Origin of the sequence: Kutzneria sp. 744 (assembly GCF_000568255.1) — a bacterium.
Taxonomy (GTDB): domain Bacteria; phylum Actinomycetota; class Actinomycetes; order Mycobacteriales; family Pseudonocardiaceae; genus Kutzneria.
The window spans coordinates 980315-996812 of the sequence record NZ_KK037166.1 but is presented as its reverse complement, the minus strand read 5'-3'; the positions used below and the strand labels follow the sequence as shown (position 1 = coordinate 996812).

Genomic DNA, 16498 nt, shown 5'->3' with positions numbered 1-16498 from the left:
TCAGCGGCGACGGTCGGCGACGCGGCCGATCAGGTCGAAGTAATGGGTGGGGGCGATGCGCATCATCGCGTCGAACACGTACGCGTCCGGGCCGACCAGCACCCGGGCCTTGCCGGCCTCCACGCCGCGGTGGATGATCTGCGCCGCCTTGTCCGGCGTGGTCATGGCGATCCGCTCGAACGAGGCCGCCATCTCGTCCATGGACCGCTCGCCGCCCTCGGGGTCCTGCCGCATCCGTCCATTGCGGACGATGTTCGTCTTGATGCCGCCCGGGTGGATGTTGACCGCGCTCACGCCGGTCCCGCGCAGCTCCTGCCGCAGCGAGTCGGTGAAGCCCCGCACCGCGAACTTGGCCGCGCAGTAGGCGCTCTGGTACGGCATGCCGGCCAGCCCGAACACGCTGGAGGTGTTCACGATGACACCCGAGTCCTGCGCCACGAGGATCGGCAGGAACGCCCGGGTGCCGTTGACCACGCCGTGGAAGTTGATGTTGTGCAGCCAGGTGTCGTCCTCGGGATCGGCGTCGAGCACCGTGGACGACAGGGCGACGCCCGCGTTGTTGAACACCCCGGCCAGCGGCGCCGGCAGCCAGTCCCGCACCTCGTCGGCGAACTTCCGCTGGTCGGCGGCGTCGCTGACGTCCAGCACGCGCACGAGCACCTTGCCGCGCAGCGAGGCGGCGGTCTGCTTGAGCCCCGTCTCGTCCACGTCGGCGACGGCCACCGGCGAGCCCAGCCGGTTCAGCCTCAGCGCCAGGCTGCGGCCGATGCCGGAGGCGGCGCCGGTGATCATCACCGGCCGGCCGGTGAGCCTAGGAAGCTGTCGGGGCATCGGCACTCCTTGTCGCGTGCTGGTCGTACAGGGTCCGCTTGCGCACGATCGCGAGGCCACCCTTGGCCGGCGCGGTCGCGATGCCCCGAGAATGCCAGGGCTCGTCCGGCAGTGTGGTCGGGGCCAGGTCCCACTCGCGCAGCAGGGTCCGCAGCACCACGCTCATCTCCATGGTCGCGAACGCCGCCCCGATGCAGCGCCTGGCGCCGCCGCCGAAGGGAATCCACTGGTACAGATCGGGTTTCGTGCCGACGAACCGGTGCGGGTCGAACCGCTGGGGGTCCGGGAACAGCGCCGGGTCCTGGTGGATCAGCCCGATGCTGACCAGCACCGTCATGCCCGCCGGGAGCGTCCACCGGCCGAGCCGGACCTGGTCGGTGCGGATCCGGCGGCCGACCATGTCGATCACCGGCCGGGTCCGCTGGATCTCCAGGATCGAGGCCTCCAACAGCGTCTTGCCGTCGGTGCGGGCCTCTTCGGTCAGGTCGCGCAGCACGTCCGGGTGGCGGCGCAGGCGTTCGACCGCCCAGGCCAGCGTCGTGGCCGTGGTCTCGTGGCCCGCGCTGAGCAGGGTCAGCAGCTGGTCGGCGATGTCGCGGTGGCTCATGGCCGTGCCGTCGTCGTAGCGGGCCTGGAGCAGCAGGGCGAGGATGTCTTCGCGGTTGTCGAGGTCGCCGTCCCGTTCCGCCTTGGCGATCAGCCGCTCGATGATCGCGTCGTACTCCTCGCGCATGAGGCGGAAGCGGCCCCAGGGGCTCCAACGTCCCCAGTCCACTCGGGGCACCGGCAGCACAGCCAGCAGGGAGCCGAGCTTGCCGAGTCGGGGCAGCAGATCACGCAGCTGTTCGAACTCCGCGCCTTCGGCCCCGAACACCGTGCGCAGGATGATGTTGATGGTGATCCGCATCATCGACGGCAGGGTCTCGAACTGCCGGTTCTGCGGCCAGGTGGCGAATTCGCGGAGCGTCTCCTGCTCCATGATCTGCTCGTACGCCGCGAGGCGGCGGCCGTGGAACGGGGGGACGAGCAGCTTGCGCTGTTTGCGGTGTTCGTCGCCCGCCAGCGCGAACAGCGAGCCCGGGCCCAGCACTCGGCCCAGGTTCGGCTCCAGGTTGTCGGCGATGTCCGCGCCCGCCTGGAACAGCTGTTTGATCTCGCCGGCGTCGCTGATCACCAGCGCCCGGCCGAACAGTGGGGAGTTGATGGTGAACGCGTCGCCGTACCGCTCTCGCGCCCGGCTGAATCCGCGCCCCGGCTTCGTCAGCGCGGCCACCGCCTGCATCAGCCTTGGGGTGGACGGGCCCGGTGGCAGCGTCGTCATCCTGCGCCTCCCTCGTGGTACATCAACGTACCACGGCCATGGTACGCTCACGTACCAGCACCGTTCAAGGGGGAGGTATACCGTGACGATGGTGACGCGCACGCACACCGCCACCTCGGTGGACTTCCGGCAGCGCCTGCTCGACGCCATGACCGCGGCCATCGACGAGATCGGCTACCGCGACACCACCGTCGCCGATGTCGTGCGCCTGGCCCGTACTTCTCGGCGCACTTTCTACGAGCACTTCGCCAGCAAGGAGAGCTGTTACGTCGCCTTGGTCAGCGAGGCCAACGACGTGATGATCGCCCGTATCACCGCCGCCGTCGATCCCGCCCAGCCGTGGTCGACCCAGGTCCGCCAGGCCGTCGAGGAGTGGCTCGCCTGCTCCGATGCCGAGCGCGCCCTCACCCACAGTTGGATCCGCGACATCCCCGCCCTCGGCACCCTCGGCCGCCAGTTGCAGCGGGACCTGATGGAGAAGTTCATCGACATGGTCCAGTCCCTCACCGACCGCGAGAGCCTCCGCGCCCGTGGCATCCACCGCGTCGACCGCCAGATGGCCATCCTCCTGCTCGGCGGCCTCCGTGAGCTGATCGCCAGCAACGTCGAGGACGGCGGCCAGGCCACCGACATCACCGAGACCGCCGTCCGCGCCTCCATCGCCCTGCTGGGCCCGTAGCTGTTGGCCCGGGGCTGCTCCCGCTAGTGTCCTGAGTCATCAATTCGCTGACAGTAGGCACTGAGGGACTCCAGGATCTGGTCCGCGGTGCGGGTCCATACGTAGGGCCTGGGGTTGGTGTTCCACTGCTCGATCCAGCCTCGAATGTCTTTCTCCAGCGCGGCGACCGAGCGGTGGACACCGCGTCGCAGGAGTTTGACGGTGATCTCGGAAGCGGATCTCGCGCCGCCGTTGACCTCGACACCGTGTCGACCGTCGGCCTGGAGACGTCGCCGGCCGCGGCCGCGCTCGCCGGGCTGAGGGCGAACGAGGCTCGGTACTTCAAGGACAAGACGGCCACGTCTTCACGGTCGAGCCCGCCGCCGACGCCACATCGACCATCGACTGGGTGAGCCGGATCCTCGAGGAAGAACGCGGCATCGTCATCTCCGCCCGCCCGCTCGAAGCGACCGAATTCCAGGTCGGGAACATTCGGGTCGCCTACGTCCTCTACCAGAGCGGTCTGTCGATCAACGTCATGTACACCATCGACGACCTCGGGAAACGGGCGGTCGGGTGCACGCTCTCCGACGGGATGGACGTCCCCGAGGAACTCGGCTCGTTCAAGTTCGCCCGGCAGAAGTCGAAGCTGGCCGGTGCCATCCTCGGCTCCTACTTCGTCATCAAGAAAGAGCACTGACCCCGGCGTTCGACTCCGAACGGAATCACGCCGACCTGCGGAGGTCGTATTTCCGCAGGTCATCCATGAAGGAGCGGGGCCGGTCAAGTCCTGACTTAGACGAGCTGGCCTTGTTTTCTGGTCTTCCGGCGTGGTGTGGGCATGCGCGCTTGAGGCGTCGGGGTCCAGGCTGGCCGTAGGCCACCCCGTAGGGGCGTGGCCTTGACGCCGACGTCGTGCGCGCGATCCTGGTTGTGCCGGAAGAAGTAGAGGTCTCCCTTCCCTGCTGTGGGCGGGACCAGGGGATGTGAGGTCGCGTTCACCAGGCTCCGGACCAGTGCCGGAGGACAGGCCGAGGGCTCGGCTGCCGGTCATCCATTCGCGTGTCGGCATGGTGAGCTGCGACCGTGACCAGACGGGGTCAATCAGTGCGGCGAGCACGCCACCATCTGGTGGGTGTCAGACCTGCGTCGGCCTCGCGTCTGGTCACGTCCGAGCCCGCTCACGCCGCGTCCTCACGACCGCGGCTCAGGGCGCGGATGTGCCCGTCACGCAGACCGTAGAACACGAGGGTGAGCAGCTTGCGGGCCACCGCGACGGTGGCGGTGTTGCGGCCCCGACGAGCGGTGATCCCCGCTCGGGTGGCCACCAGCCAGCCGGCGGTGGCCGGGATCTTCTGGGCGGCCTCGACCGCGGCCCACCGCAGCAGGGTGGAGCCCTGTTTGGTGATTGGGCCGCGATGCACGGTGGTGTCGGACTCGCGGTGGCGTGGGGTCAGTCCGGCCCAGGAACACAAGTGTCGTGCGCTGACAAACCGGTGCACGTCACCGATCTCGGCGACGAAGATCGCCGCCAGGGTCGGCCCGACCCCAGGGATGGCCTGGATCGCGACGTATCCGGGATCGCCGACCAGTCGGGTGGCGATAAGCTTGGCGGCCAGGGCGATCTCGAAGTCGAGGGACTCGATCAGCCGGCACAGCGCGTTGACCCGCGCCCGATACGCCCGATCCAGCGGGGCCTGGGCCAGCAGCTGCCGGCCACGGACCCCGAACAGGTCGGTCACGCCCAGGTGCAGGCCCTGCTTGGCCAGCACCGCGTGCACCCCGGCTTTCAGGCCGGATCGGAGGTCGACCAGCTTGGCCCGGTGGCGCACCAACTCCCGCAGCTCACGCGTGGCGGGCGGGGCGATCCAGGCTTCGGGCAGCCGGCCCATCCGCAGCAGATCCGCCAGATCGCCTGCGTCCCGCACGTCGTTCTTCACGCGTCGGTAGGCGAATCCCTTGATTCCCAACGGGTGCGCCAAATGCACGTGGGCGCCGGCCTCGGCCAGCACGTCCGCGGCCCAGTACCAGCCGTAGGTCGCCTCCAACACCACCTCGGGTTGTGGGCCGGCCTTGCCGATCTCCAGACCCAACGCGATCGGATCGTTGGCGATTCGGACCGTGGCCAGGTGCTCTCCTGCCGCGGTCTGGCGCACGATCACCGACCGGTGCCGGTGTAGATCGATCCCGACGAACTGTTTGCCGTCATACTCAGACACAGGGGCCTCCTTCGTCGTGTTGACGTGAGAACCCGAGTGTCCGCTCGGGACCACGAGGAGCGGAGGCCCCGCTCCTTCATCACATCAGCGCGTTATGTCGTCAGGCAGGTGACGGGCGGCGCGCGATCGCGTCCTGCAACAGGGCCAACGCCTGCTTGGCCGCGACGTTGAACATGCCCATGGTGGTGTCCCGCTCGCCGAGCAGCACGAGCAGCGTGGCGGCGTCGATGGGGAACACGCCGACCTGACCGGCGTCACCTTCGAAGAACGCAGCCCGCGGGCCGCCCACGTTGGCCTGTGCGGTGAACTGGGCCGCCAGGCCGGCCGCCGCGGCGGCCATCGCGGCCACGCCGTGGTCCTCGATGCCACGGGTGACGCCGCACAGCACCAGGCCGTCCCGCGTCGCGACCAGCACCCCGCTGATCGTGATGGCGTCGATGCGGCCGTGGATCTCCCGCAGTGCCTCGGTCATCGTCGTCGCGTCGGCGCCGGCCGGCGCAGTCGGCGCAGTCGGTCTCGCCGCCGGCAACGCCGAGCCACGCCGTCGCAAGGGCAGCACCTCGGGGTCCGAGCGCATGTCGGTCACACCGTCAGGTCGGCTTCGATGGCCCTGAGGCTGTGCCGGGCCAACGCGAGGTTGGCCCGCTCCCGGTCCAGCACGAGGTACAGGAACAGTGTCTGGCTGCCCCGCTTGGTCGGCGCGAGCAGTCGGATCAGGTGGTACTGGCGGTGCAGCGTGATCAGGATGTCCTCGATGCCGTCGTTCAGCTTGAGCGCCGACATCACCCGCAGCTTCGACCGCACCACCTCGGTGTTGCCGGCCGCGGCCACCTCCAGGTCCAGCCACTCTCCGCCGCCCGCCGAGCCGAGTGACATCCCGCTCTCGTAGTCCACCAGCGCGGCCCCCACCGCGCCGGGAATGGCCAGGGACTCCTTCAACGCCATGTCGATGTTCATTCGACAGTTTCTCCTCGTGCTCGGCGGCGGCATTCCCCCGGGACGCCGCGGCAATTCTGCTCTCCGTGACTTGATCACCCTATGTCGCCCGAACGGGTCGGTACATGCCCGTTCGGAGCAACGTCAGGACGCCATTGAGCCTCAGGGGGCACCAATTTCCGAAAAGCGGCCGAACGTGTAACGAGACCTCGTAGTTATGTCAGAAACGAGTCTGCCGATACGTAAAGTAAATGGTATGCCACTCTCCGTGATATAGAATTCGACAGCTTCGACAATTGCGCATCATGGCGTCAACTCGGCGATCCGCGAAAAAGTGTTCTGGGCCGCCGCGACGACAACACGGACACGGCTCGTCGTCACCGGCGCCGGGAAGGGAATCCGCCGGTACACGGCCGAGTTGCCGGCGACGTCGGCCTGCGTCGCCCACTGCGTGCCGTCCCAGGTCTGCACCGTGAAGTTGGTCGGCACGCCGTCCGGGTTGGACGCGAACCCCACGCCCGCCAGGGTGACCGCCGTCGGTGCGATGACCGTGAGGCTGTCGGGGAACTGATCGGCGGTGTCGTCGTTCCAGAACGTCGCCAGGTTCCCGTCGATGGCGTTCGACGCGGTGTAGGTGCGGACGACGCCGTCGACGGTGTTGGGCGCGTGTTCGCTCGACGCCGACGCCGAGGTTCCGGTCGCCCACCGGCCGAACACCAGCACGTTCACCGTCGCGGTGCTCACCCGGCCGTCCGACGCCTTGGCGGTCACCGTCACGGGATACGACCCGCTCGTGGCATTGTTGGGCACCGAGATTCGGACCGTGGCCGACGTGACGGTCGTGGCCGGCTGGAGCGGGATCGTGGCCGGCGTCACCGTCGCCGTCCAGCCGGCGGGCGCCTGTGCGGCAAGGACCGTCGAGGCGTTCACGGTGGATCGGCCCTCGACGATCACGGGCAGGTCGCCGGTGGAACCGGCGGTGATCGGGGCGGTCGCGCCTGCCGTCAGCGTGACCTGGGTGAAGGACTTCGGGGTCACTGTGAAGGTGTAGTCGCCCGAGCCCGCGGCCAGGGCGAGCGCCTCGTCGGTGGCCTGGCCGATGGTCAGGCCCGGGTCGGACGTGGCGGGCCGGCCGCCGGCGAAGATCGTCCGGCCGTTCTCCCGGACGGTGGACTGTCGCCCGCCCAACAGCGGCAGCCGGATCGTCGCTGTCGTGCCGACCGGCACGACAGCGTGATAGGTGAGCGTGCTTCCGTTGCGCTGCCACGAACTCACGACGTTGCCCCGCGCGGTCTGCTGCTGCGCGGTGACGTGGGTGAGATCGCCGACGACGCTGGGCACCAGGGTGAGCGTGCCGGGCGATCCGGGCTGGATGCCGGCGAGCTGTTGGTAGAACCACTGGCCGATGGCGCCGCCGAGTCCGATGTGGTCCTTGGACGACGTGCCGTCGGGTTGGGTGGAATTGACCCACTTCTCCCAGATGGTGCCCGGTCCGTTGTCGACCATGTAGCCGAAGCTCGGATAGTCGGTGCGTTCGGCGACGGCCAGCGCGACATCGTTGCGCTGGTACTTGCCGAGCGCCTGGAAGACCAGTGTGGTGCCGACGAATCCCGTCGTGACGTGGTTGCCGTGGGACACGATGTCGGACACCAGTTTGTCCACAGTGGATCGTTCATGGCCGGCCGGGACCAGGCCGAACACGAGCGGCAGCGCGTAGGACAGCTGTGTCCCAGTCGCGTAGACGCCGGTGTCGGCGTTGAAGTAGCGCCTGTTCAACCCCGTGGCGATCTGTCCGGCCAATGCGGTGTACTGCGTAGCGTCAGCCGACTTTCCCAGCAGGGAAGCCATCTTCGCGAGCAGGGTCGCGTCCAGGTAATAGAAGCCGGTCTGGAAGTAGTCGTGCGGCGTGCTGACCGTGGCCACCCAGTCGTCGCCCCAGGACGTCGGCGAGTTGACGACGACGTGGTCGGCGTCGCTGATGGTCGCCAGATAGTCGACCCACGCCTTCACGTGCGCGTAGTGCGTCGCGACCAGGTGGGCGTCGCCGTACTGCTGGTAGGAGTCCCAGATGACCTGCGGGTAGGCCGATCCCCATGCCGGGTCGGTCGCCCAGCCGGTGCCGCCGTTGGTCGGCCCCACCGACGGGATGCTGCCGTCGGCGCCGATGCTGGTGACGACGTCGCCGAGCCACTTGTCGTACGTGGACTGCATGTCGAAGTTGCTCATCGCCTCCTGGTCGGAGTCGGCCGCGTCGCCCAGCCAGCCGTGCTTCTCCCGGGTCGGGCAGTCCATCGGCAGCGATTCGAGGCCGTTGAGCTGGGTCTGCGCCACCGCCGCCTGGATCTTGTCCAGGTCCGGGTTCGAGGTGTCGACGTGCCCGGTGGCGGGGACATCGGTGTGGATCTCCAGTGCCCGCGCGGTGACGGTGGCGTCATCCGGAACGCCGGTCAACTCGGCGTAGCGGAAGCCGGCGTAGTCGAAATGCGGCGTGTAGGTCTCGGCGCCGGTGCCGGCGAACGTGTAGTGGTCGCTCTGCCGGGGCGGCTCGCCGGCGGAGAAGCTGATGTTCGCGGTCGTCACCCGCCCGTTCGAGTCGAGCAGTTCGCCCTTCTTCACCACGGCCGTCGTGCCGGCGGGCTGGGCGGCGGTCAGTGTCACCTGGCCGGTGCGGTTCTGACCGAAGTCGTAGACGCGAACGCCGGCTGCGGGGCGCGTCTGCTTGACCGGGGCGATCGTCCGGACACTTCGGGTCGCGGGCATCGGGTCCGCCTGCAAGGTCGTGAGCGCGCTCTGCGTGATCACGGGATTCGTGCCGTAGACGCCAAGTTCGGCGAGCCGGAACGAGCAGACGGTTTCACAGCCGAGCTTCGTCGCGGTCACCCGGACGTATCGGCCGGTGACGTCGGCGGCCAGTGTCACCGGCGACGTGCCGGGGCTGGACTGGTCGGCGCCGGTCCGGTCGACGACGGTTGTCGCGGTGGCGAAGGTCGGATCGTCGCTGACATCGACGCGGTACCGCACCGGGAATCCAGCCGCGATCACGTCGCCGGAGGTGTCGTTGGTCGGCCGCGCGGGGAACAGAGCGACCGACGCGATGTGCTGTGGGGAAACGAGATCGACCTGCGTCCACTTGGTGGTGTCGGCGGTCGACTCGACCGCGGAGTGGTAGCCCTCGGACGCGTCGGTCGATCCGTCGATGCCGTCGGTCGCGGCGGCGGGCGACCAGCCGCAGCAGGTGGTGGTGTCGTGGGCGGTGACCGGTTTGCCCTGCGCGAGGCTCTGGGCATGGAACACCGGAGCCACGGCATGGACGACGGGCCAGGCGCCGGCGTCGAAGCCGGCCGAGTCCCAGCCCGGGATCTCCCGGCGCGCGTCGTAGGTCTCGCCGAGGTAGAAGTCGTCACCGGTCACCGGTCCGGCGTGGTACTTCCACGCCGGACCGGTGCCGAACGTGGAGGTCGAGCCGTCGGTGTAGGTGATGTCGAGCTGGGCGGCGAACGTGGGCCGGCCGGGGGATTGGCCGCGTCCGACCATGAAGGCCAGCGCATTGTGTCCATTATGGACGTTCTTGGTGACGTCGAGGTCGCGGTAGAGCACTCGCGAGGCGTAGTCGGTCACCGACGAGTCGAGGACTTCGGTCGGCTCGACGCGTGCGCCGTTCAGGTGCGGCTCAATCAGGCCCTGTGCCGCGAAGTACAGCCGGGCGCGGGCGACCGGCTTGGTGACGTCGAACCCGCCGCGGGTCAGCGTCCCGTCGTCGGTCTGGAGCCACCACGCCGTCCAGTCGGCCGGCGCGAGCAGGCCCGTGTCGAACGATGCCGGCGCGGACCACGGGGACTGGCCGCCATGGCTCGTCCAGGTGCGCACCGACCACGTGTACGAGTGGTCGCTGGTGAGCGGGGGACCGGCGTAGACGACGCCGGCCGAGTTCGGACTGGACACGCGCCCGGAGTCCCAGACGCGGGCGCGCTGGTCGTCGACGCGGATCTCGTATGCCGTCTGTGCCTGGCCGCGTCCCGAGTCGTTCACGGTCCAGGCCAGCGTCGGTCTTGGCGTGCCGACCAACACGTGCGTCGCCTGTCCGTCGGCGCGTAACGACGTCGGCGGCAGCGCGCCATGCCAGTCGGCCTGTGCGGACGCTACGCCGGGTAGCAGCATCGCTGCCACCAGCACGGCCGCGACCGTTACCCAGATCGTGCTGTTGCCCCGGGCGAGTCGCGACCGACCCATCGGGCTCACCTCCGGTTGTTGGAACGTTTCAATCCGGCCATCGTGCTACGACGGGCGGCACCGGACACAGCAGCGGTGACGCCCGAACCGTCCCGAAGCGGCGGTCAACCCACCAGGTAGCAGGCCTTCACGACCTTGAAGATCGGGTCGGGGAAGGCCGTGTTGTCGCAAGGCGTGCTGCCCGTGAACGTCCGGTAGACGAAGTCGCCGTCCGCGCCGAAGGCCACCGTCTGCGCGCCGCTGAACGTGCAGGTGCCGTTCTCAGCGGCGCACTGGGTGCCGAATCCGGGCGGTGGCCCCGAGGGGGTGTAGCACGATTTGACCACGTTGAAGATCGGGTCGACGCCGAACGTGCCGCGGTCGCAGCTGGCCGTGCCGGACTTCGTTGTCCAGTACGCGCCGTTCGCGCCGAACGCCAGCGGTTGGCTCGCGGCTACCGTGCACGAGCTGTTCTCCGCGGCGCATGACGTCCAGTTGCCCGGCGGCGTGTCCGCCGAAGCCACGTAGCAGTTTTTCGCGACGCCAGGCACGGGGTCAGCGCCAAACTCGTTGTTGTCGCAGGTGATGCTGCCAATCGCCGTCGTGAACTGGAACGCGCCATTGAGTCCGAACGCGACTTCCCTGGTGCCGCTGAACGTGCAGGCGCCGTGCTCGCCCGCGCAGGACGTGTAGCCGGCGGGACCGCCCGTCGGCGCGAGATAACACGACTTCCTGAGGGCGAACGCGGGATCGCCGAAGGCCGCGTTCGAACACGTCGTCGCGGCGCTCGCCGTCCGGTACGCGTACGTGCCCGCGCCGTAGGCGATGACCTGCGTGCCGTTCGGCGTGCACGTGCCGCCTTCACCAGCGCACGGGATGTACCCGGGCGGCAACCGATCGGGCAGGACCGAGGTCTGGAACTGTTGCGGCGCAGTGACTCCCGAGCCGACGACGGTGTACGTGCCGACGCCTGCGCCGGTCAGATAGATGTACTTGCCGTCGGTGGAGCCGCCGGTGACGCCGCCACCCGGGTGGAACGTGCCGCCGCTCCACACGGTCGCGTTGTTCACCGTGACGCTGACGTTCGGCGATCCGTACGTGGGGACGCCGATGGTGCCGGTGCTGCCCGCCGGACTGGTCAGGTGCTCGGTGAACGTGCCCGGCGTGTAGTCCCAGGAACCGGTGACCGGGCCCTGCGGAGTCGTGATGTTGCCCTCCACATGGCTGAGGTCGCCCGCGTGCGGCACGAAGCTGTACTGCCCGCCCGCGCTCGTCGGCGTCAGCCCGAGCACGTAGAAGGTGAGCGCCGATGTCGGACCGGTGCCCCAGCCGTGCGCCAGACTCATGTACTGGCCGCCGTAGTCGAACGTGCCGTCGTACTGGAAGCCTTCCCAGAACGTGCTGTTCGTGCCGATCGGGGTGGTGAGCATATAGCCCCACTCGCGGCGGATCATGGCGAGCGCGCTGGTGTCGTCACCGGCGACGAAATGCGCCTGCACCTCCATCGAGCCGGGGAAGGTGCCGATGGCGCCGCCGGAGTTCTTCTCCGGGGTGAGCGCGCCGTACTCGTTGCGGCGGGCGTCGAGCGCGGTCGTGATGGCGGTGTTCTTGGCCGGGCTGTCGGTCAGCCCGTACCACACCGCGAGCGAGTTGCCGTCCTGCGGGTAGCTCGTGCTGCTCGGATTGTCCTTGTACAGCCCGATATTCGCGTTCCACAGCAGAGAGTTGGCCGCTGTCTTCAGGTTCGCCGCCTTCGCGGTCCACGTCGAGGCGTCACCGCCGTCGTTCTCGGCGGCGGCCAGCTCCGCGCCGGAGATCAGCGCACGGTAGAGGATCGCGTTCGCCTCGATGTTCTCGCCGCCTTGGCCGTCACGGGCCCAGTCCGCCGTGCCTGTGACGTTCAGCAGACCGGTGCCGTCGATCTTCGCGGTGATGAAGCCCATGGCCTGTCGGTACTGGCCCCAGATCGAGTCCAGCCAGCTCTTGTCCGCCGAGTAGGTGAAGTACGAGGCCGTGCCGATCAGGCTCCAGGTGTGGTAGGTGTCGGAGCCGAACAGGTTGAACGCCGGCCCGGAGTAGCCCAGCTCGCCGGATGTCTTCTGGTGTTGGTAGATGGTGGTCAGCGCGTTGCGCGTGGACGCGACATCGTTGGTGGAGACGTACTCCGTCGGCAGCGAGATGCCCATGTCGCCGGGCCAGACGGTCCGGTCGCGCTTGGCGCCGTCGGTCAGCACGCTGGCGCCGACGCCGACGGTGGCGTTGTTCTCCCAGCCGGTGGCCGGCGGCGGCCACACCCGGCCCTGGTTGGGATCGATGCTGTCAAGCTGCACGGTGTACGCGCCGGCGTACCAGATCTGGTTCAGCAGTGGGTCGTTGGAGGAGAAAGAGTTGGGGTATGCCTGAGGGTTGGTCATGCCGGGCGCGGCCGTGAACAACAGCGACGCCCCATTGAGGTCGACCCAGCCCGCCGTGGCCAGAAACACCGTAAGGTAGCGGAAACCGCCACGCAGTTTGTCCGTCGGCATCGTGTAGCTGCCGGCGCCGTCGACGGTGGCGTAGAGCGCACCGTCCGTGCCGGGGCCGCCGTTCACGATCCCGCTGCTGTCGTCGCTGTTCTCGCCGATGTACAGCGACGACTCGGTGAACGCCAGCCCGACGCGTTGGCCCGCGCCGCTCGCTCCGGCGAAGTTCAACGTCACGATGCCGCCGACTTCCTTGCCGAAGTCAAGCACCACGGCGGAGTGTGTGCCGGAGATGCGGGTCGGCTGTCCAGAAAGGACATTGCCGGCCGAGCTGACGGTACCCACCGTGCCATGGACGGCCAATGGCGTCACCGTGCGGCCGGCGGGTGCGTAGTTGTACGGCGAGGCCGCTGCCGCGTGCGGATCGGCGACCGCCGTGACTGCGGACAGGAGAAGGAGGGCGGCTGACAAAGGACCCCTGAGCGCACGAAGGCCCGCTGACGACGATGTCATGGTGTCTCCTCGGTGACGGTGAGATCGGGGCCGTGCGGGGAGCGCGAACCGGCTCCCCACACGGCGCGATCACTACGGGGTGACGAGTCCGACGCCGTAGGCTGCGAGGATCGGGCCGACCGGCTGGAACCAGGTCTCGCCGCCGGAGCTGCAGTTGCCGTAGCCACCGGAGGTGACGCCCTGGGCCTGGTCGCCGGTGATGAATGAGCCACCGGAGTCGCCGGGCTCGGCGCACACGGTGGTCCTGGTCATGTTGTACACGGCGCCCTGCGCGTAGTTGACCGTGTCGCCGAGCGCCTCGACGGTGCCGCAGTGCCAGTGCGAGGTCGAGCCGGAGCGGCACACCGAGGTGCCGGGCGGGGCGACCCAGTCGCCACGCACGAGTGCGTCGCTGACCGTGCCCCAGCCGAGCACGACCGGCGCCTGCCACCAGCCGTTGCCGGTCCTGATGTAGGAGAAATCGTTGCCGGGAAAGGTTGATCCGGCGAAGCTGCCCATGGCCGACCCGTCCCAGCCGACCACGGAGTAGCCGGGCTGCCCGCAGTGCCCGGCGCTGACGAAGCCGCCCGAGACGGAGAAGCCGATGGAGCACCGGACATTGCCGTTGATGTAGTACGGATCGCCGCCGACCGTGCCGGCGGAAAGCACCTGCGGTTGGGGACTGCTGGTCTGCCGGACGGTGACCGGGCCGTTCTTCCTGGCCGCCGCGACGAATTCCTGCACGGCGGCGTCCTGACCGCGCACGGTGATCACCACCGAGTTGGTCCTGGCATCCACGCCCCAGCTGGCGACCTCGGCCGGCGCGCGGTGGGCCCTGCTGCGATTGTCGATCGCGGATTTGTTCGCCTGCAACGTTTTCGCATTCACCGTCGCCGTGGCGACCTGTACGCCCATCCCCCGCACGGTGGCGGCGGTGTGCTGGTCGGTCACGGCCACGACCAGCTTGCCGGTGGCCGGGTCGAACCAGGAGCCGGCGAAGGCGTCGCCGGCCCGCTGCTCGGCCTGCGGCGCCAACCGCATCGCGGCCGATTCCTCGGTGAGCCTGGCCTGGGCCTGCTGTGCGGTCAGACCGAGGTCGTGCTGCATCGCGGCCAGCACGACCGGGCTGGCGGTGGCCAGTGGCGCGCCGAGACCGGCGCAGAGGCCCGCTGTCACCATTACGGACAGTCCTAATCGGACTAGATTCACGGTTGTCTCCTTACAGGGAGGGATGACGACCTGAATGGCGCTCTTGTCGGCGGGGGCGGCGTGACGTCGGGCAGGGATGACACCATGAGCACGCCTGACCTCCTACCGTGAGAGGGCTCTCATGACGGTAGGATTGGAACGATTCAAAGGCAAGGGGCGGGGTCGGATCCGACCTGTTTCTGGCTTGTTTTGTCCAACATCCGACGTTTGGTCGCCACGGACCCAGCTCGGCCGGCCTGGTCCCCTCCTGACCATGACATGCCCGGTTGCACCGTGCTGACCAGCTCCGATGTCCGTACGGTCGCGGCGCGAACGTGAGCACGGCACGGCGGGGAGACCAGGGACATGTCGATGACCGAACAGGTCGAGCTGAACAGGAGGTCGGGCTGGTGCCGGGCCGGCGGCGGCGGGTGGCCTACCTGCACCAGCTCGCCAACCCGGTGCCCCGGCGGCCCAGTCCGGAGCGGGTCGTGCCGGCGGTGGCGGGATTTGTGGACCAGCTGCCGACGCCGGCGCTGATCGTGAGCCGGTATCAGGACGTGCTGGCGGCGAACGCGCTGGCCGAGGCGTTGTCGCCGGGGTTCTGCGTGGGGCAGAACCTGTCGCGGTGGCGGTTTCTGGAGCCGGCCGCGCGGGAGGTGTATCCCGACTGGGATGACGCGTCGGCGGTGGCCGTCGGCGGTTTGCGGGCGCTGTCCGCCGCCGATCCGGACGACCCCGTGCTGCTGGACCTGATCGCCGAGCTCTCCGGCAGCAGCGAGCGGCTCAGGCGGCTGTGGGAGCAGGCCGACGTGGGCTACTCCGAGGGCGTCAACCACATGCGGCATCCTGTGGTCGGGGACGTCTATCTTACGCGGATCAAGTTCGACGTGTCGCATTGCGGCGGCAGCACTTCTGGCCTTCCACGCCGAACCCGTCGGCCGCGGCGGTGGAGCGGCTGCGGACCCTCGGCCGCTGATCGCTGCCCGTTCGGTCGGAACCGATGGTATGCCAGGTGATTCAGGACGCCTGTGGCCGGTATCGGTTGCGTCGGTGAAGGATAGTTCACGTATCGCGATCATCTCGTCACGGCGGTGCCATAGTGGCCGCCATGTCTTGGGCGCGATCATCCGTGGTGGCCTGTGCCGTCACGGTTCTGGTGGGAATTGTCGGTGGCCCGATTGCCGCGGCGGGCCAACAACCCGATGTGGCGCAGCTGCATCAGCAGGTGCACTCGGCGACGTTGTTGCAGAATCACGGCTTACGAGCGGTTTGCGGGCAATGCCGGTCGCTGGTGGTCACGGCCTCGCCGGGGAGTCGGACCCCGCTGAGCACGGCGGACCCCGCCGGCTACTCGCCTTCGGAGCTGGCCACTGCCTATTCGCTTCCGGCGGATTCCCGGAGCACCAACACGATCGCCCTCATCGGCGCCGGCATCGACGGCAACCTGGCGGCGGATCTGGCCACCTACCGCAAGACCTTCGGGCTGCCGGCCTGCACCGTGGAGAGCGGTTGCCTGAAGCTGCTGGACTACACCGGCGGCCCGCAGGTGCCGCCGCAGACCAGTGGGCAGGGGGCGGCGGTCGAGGAGGACGTCGCCACCGAGACCGCCCTCGACGTGGACATGGCTTCGGCGGCCTGCCCGTCGTGCCGCCTGATGTACGTGTCGGTGCCGTGGCAGGACGCCATCGACGACAACGACGTCAGCACCGGGGACTTCACCGCCGCCGTCCACACCGCGATCAAGGCCGGCGCGAACGCGGTCAGCATCAGCTACGGCTACACCGCCGACGTGACCAACACCCAGCAGTTCGCCTTGTCGCACAAGGGAGTTGCCATCACGGCGGCCACCGGCGACGAGGGCTTCAACGGCGGCGTCCACCAGAGCTGGCCGGCCGACCTGCCCGGCGTCGTCTCTGTCGGCGGCACCACGCTGACCGCGCCCGGACAGGAAACGGCCTGGTCGCTGGCCGGCAGCGGCTGCGAGACCGCCTTCCCCAAGGCCAACGGGCAGCCCAAGGCCGTCACCGCGGCGTGCAACGGGCATCGCGCCGCCTCGGACATCTCCGCCGACGCCGACGGCGCGACCGGCGTCGCGGTCTACACCACGTACGCGCCGACCGGCGACGCGCCCGGCAACTGGCTGGTCGTCGGCGGCACCAGCGCCTCATCCCCTTATATC

The 16498-nt window shown here is 68.9% G+C and carries 10 protein-coding genes and 3 pseudogenes; 4 read left to right on the top strand and 9 right to left on the bottom strand.

What is annotated here, in order from left to right:
• Both KUTG_RS04330 and KUTG_RS04325 read right to left on the bottom strand, forming a co-directional pair.
• Nucleotides 1-831: an SDR family NAD(P)-dependent oxidoreductase gene (locus KUTG_RS04330; protein ID WP_043728255.1), complete on the bottom strand. Its 831-nt coding sequence runs from the start codon at nucleotides 829-831 to the stop codon at nucleotides 1-3.
• Complete coding sequence (locus KUTG_RS04325; protein ID WP_052393924.1) at nucleotides 812-2152, bottom strand: cytochrome P450; 1341 nt, start codon at nucleotides 2150-2152, stop codon at nucleotides 812-814. The genes KUTG_RS04330 and KUTG_RS04325 overlap by 20 nt, the downstream gene beginning before the upstream one ends.
• An 88-nt stretch (nucleotides 2153-2240) precedes the next feature.
• Between KUTG_RS04325 and KUTG_RS04320 the strand changes: the two genes are divergently transcribed.
• On the top strand, nucleotides 2241-2831 hold the full coding sequence (locus KUTG_RS04320) for a TetR/AcrR family transcriptional regulator (RefSeq protein ID WP_043728250.1): 591 nt from the start codon (nucleotides 2241-2243) through the stop codon (nucleotides 2829-2831).
• A gap of 23 nt (nucleotides 2832-2854) precedes the next feature.
• Here the strand turns inward: KUTG_RS04320 and KUTG_RS63160 are convergent.
• Nucleotides 2855-3043: pseudogene (locus KUTG_RS63160) on the bottom strand (IS630 family transposase); the annotation flags it as partial.
• Between KUTG_RS63160 and KUTG_RS04315 the strand changes: the two are divergent.
• A pseudogene (locus KUTG_RS04315) lies at nucleotides 3005-3510 on the top strand (phage tail protein). The pseudogenes KUTG_RS63160 and KUTG_RS04315 sit on opposite strands and share 39 nt — an antisense overlap.
• 481 nt (nucleotides 3511-3991) lie before the next feature.
• Here the strand turns inward: KUTG_RS04315 and KUTG_RS04310 are convergent.
• The 6 genes from KUTG_RS04310 to KUTG_RS04285 form a co-directional block, all read right to left on the bottom strand.
• On the bottom strand, nucleotides 3992-5029 hold the full coding sequence (locus KUTG_RS04310) for an IS110 family RNA-guided transposase (RefSeq protein ID WP_043715058.1): 1038 nt from the start codon (nucleotides 5027-5029) through the stop codon (nucleotides 3992-3994).
• A gap of 100 nt (nucleotides 5030-5129) precedes the next feature.
• On the bottom strand, nucleotides 5130-5606 hold the full coding sequence (locus KUTG_RS04305; RefSeq protein WP_043728247.1) for a roadblock/LC7 domain-containing protein: 477 nt from the start codon (nucleotides 5604-5606) through the stop codon (nucleotides 5130-5132).
• Nucleotides 5607-5611: 5 nt separating this feature from the next.
• Nucleotides 5612-5986 carry a hypothetical protein gene (locus KUTG_RS04300; protein WP_043715056.1) on the bottom strand — a complete coding sequence of 125 codons (375 nt, stop codon included), beginning with the start codon at nucleotides 5984-5986 and terminating at the stop codon, nucleotides 5612-5614.
• Between the two features lie 282 nt (nucleotides 5987-6268).
• Nucleotides 6269-10195 carry a family 78 glycoside hydrolase catalytic domain gene (locus tag KUTG_RS04295; RefSeq protein ID WP_043715054.1) on the bottom strand — a complete coding sequence of 1309 codons (3927 nt, stop codon included), beginning with the start codon at nucleotides 10193-10195 and terminating at the stop codon, nucleotides 6269-6271.
• Nucleotides 10196-10299: 104 nt separating this feature from the next.
• The gene (locus KUTG_RS04290) at nucleotides 10300-12981 is read right to left on the bottom strand and encodes an alpha-L-rhamnosidase-related protein (RefSeq protein ID WP_198047003.1); all 2682 of its coding nucleotides are present in this window, start codon (nucleotides 12979-12981) and stop codon (nucleotides 10300-10302) included.
• Between the two features lie 240 nt (nucleotides 12982-13221).
• Nucleotides 13222-14307 carry a S1 family peptidase gene (locus KUTG_RS04285; RefSeq protein WP_052393921.1) on the bottom strand — a complete coding sequence of 362 codons (1086 nt, stop codon included), beginning with the start codon at nucleotides 14305-14307 and terminating at the stop codon, nucleotides 13222-13224.
• Between the two features lie 419 nt (nucleotides 14308-14726).
• On the opposite strand from KUTG_RS04285, the gene KUTG_RS04280 reads away from it, so the two are divergent.
• Both KUTG_RS04280 and KUTG_RS04275 read left to right on the top strand, forming a co-directional pair.
• Nucleotides 14727-15335 carry an MmyB family transcriptional regulator gene (locus KUTG_RS04280; RefSeq protein WP_157494323.1) on the top strand — a complete coding sequence of 203 codons (609 nt, stop codon included), beginning with the start codon at nucleotides 14727-14729 and terminating at the stop codon, nucleotides 15333-15335.
• A 188-nt stretch (nucleotides 15336-15523) separates the two neighbouring features.
• Nucleotides 15524-16498: pseudogene (locus KUTG_RS04275) on the top strand (S8 family serine peptidase); the annotation flags it as partial.